This is a genomic window from Micromonospora sp. S4605, from assembly GCF_003176715.1.
GTDB lineage: Bacteria > Actinomycetota > Actinomycetes > Mycobacteriales > Micromonosporaceae > Micromonospora > Micromonospora echinaurantiaca.
Window position 1 is genome coordinate 1 of sequence record NZ_QGSW01000064.1, and the last position, 1,440, is coordinate 1,440.

Annotated in this window: 2 protein-coding genes; both read right to left on the minus strand. The window is 80.6% G+C overall.

Annotated elements, in window-relative coordinates; genetic code table 11:
* The coding region (locus DLJ47_RS03280; RefSeq protein ID WP_146228017.1) for an adenosylcobinamide-GDP ribazoletransferase at window positions 1-436 on the minus strand (436 nt) is incomplete at its 3' end.
* On the minus strand, window positions 426-1,440 hold a 1,015-nt coding region (locus tag DLJ47_RS03285), incomplete at its 5' end, for a nicotinate-nucleotide--dimethylbenzimidazole phosphoribosyltransferase (RefSeq protein WP_146228018.1). The genes DLJ47_RS03285 and DLJ47_RS03280, both read right to left, overlap by 11 nt.

Genomic DNA, 1,440 nt, shown 5'->3' on the forward strand with positions numbered 1-1,440 from the left:
CGCTCGCGGAGCTGGCAGGCCACGACCGCCCGGCCAGCTCCGCGAGCGCCGCGGCCTGCACCAGCAGTACGACCACCAGCGCGGCCACCCCGAACGGCCCCACGTCCGGCTTCTTCATGATCTCCAGCGCGGCCGCCCCCCGCCGGTACGACCCCAGCGCGTCGACCGTGTCGGCCAGCCCGTCCAGGTGCAGACCCCGGGTGAGCAGCGCGCCCGCGCCCACGGTCACCCCGGCGGCGACCAGCGGCGGCGCGACCGCGACCAGGAGCACCAGCAGCCCGGCGAGGAGCGCGCCCAGCAGCGCCCCCACCGCCGGGGCCAGCGCCATCGCGGTGCCCGCCACCGACCGGTCGATCCGGCCGGCGCGCACCGGCAGGGTGCTGAAGGTGGTCAGCGCCAGCCGCGCCCCGTCGCCGAGCCGCCGGTCAGCCGGCACGCCGGCCGGACGGGTCCACCGGCTGGCCGTCCGGTTCGGTGGTGGTCGGCCCCGGCCCGGCCGGCTCCGGCTCGACGAACTCGCGCTCGTCCTCCTCCTCGTCCTCGCCCGGCTCCGGCTCCTGCCGGCCGGAAGCGCCGGCGGTGAGCGAGGGGTGGGTGGGCAGCGTGGCGGCCAGCGCCAGCACCGAGCGCAGCAGCGGGAGCGCGGCCAGCGCGTTCGCCCCCTCGCCCAGGTCGAGCCGCACGTCGAGCAGCGGGGTCAGGCCCAGCACGTCGGCGGCGAGCCGGGCGGCCGGGTCCCCGCCGTGGTCGGCCAGCAGGCACCAGTGCCGGGCCTGCCCGGCCAGGTCCCGGCTCACCATGCCGGCGGCCAGCCCGACCGGGCCGTCCAGCATCACCGGCACCCGGCGGGCCGTCGCGCCGAGCAGCACGCCGGTGGCGATCGCGATGTCCCCGCCGCCCAGCTCGGCCAGCACGTCCTTCGCGCCGCGCGGGGAGCGGCGGGTGCGGTGCAGCGCGTCGCGGACCGCCGCGCACCGCCTCATCCAGGCCGCGTCGTCGATCTCGCCCGCGTCGGTCAGCACCCGGCCGAGCACCGCGGGCGGCTCCGCGCCGGCGGTCGCGGCGAGCACCGCCGCCGCCGCGGCCTCGGTGCCGGCGCCGCACGCGGCCAGCACCAGCAGCCGTACGCCAGCGTCGGCGGCCTGTTCGGCGAGCCGCCACCCCTCGCGCAGGGCCGCTTCGACCTGCTCGCCACTCAGCGCCGGCTCGTCCTCCATCGGCGCGGCGGCCGGCGCCGCCACCACCTGCAGGCTCGCCCCGCACTCGGCCGCCAGCCGGGCCAGCGCGCCCTCGCCGGCCCGCGCCTGCCGGGCCCGCCGGGCGGACTCGCCGGCCACCGTGCCGGCGGACGCCCCGCCGGCGTGGTCGCCGTGCAGCAGCAGCACCCGCACCGAGCCCCACGGGGCCGGGGTCGGGTTCGCCGCCGCCACCCAGGGCCTG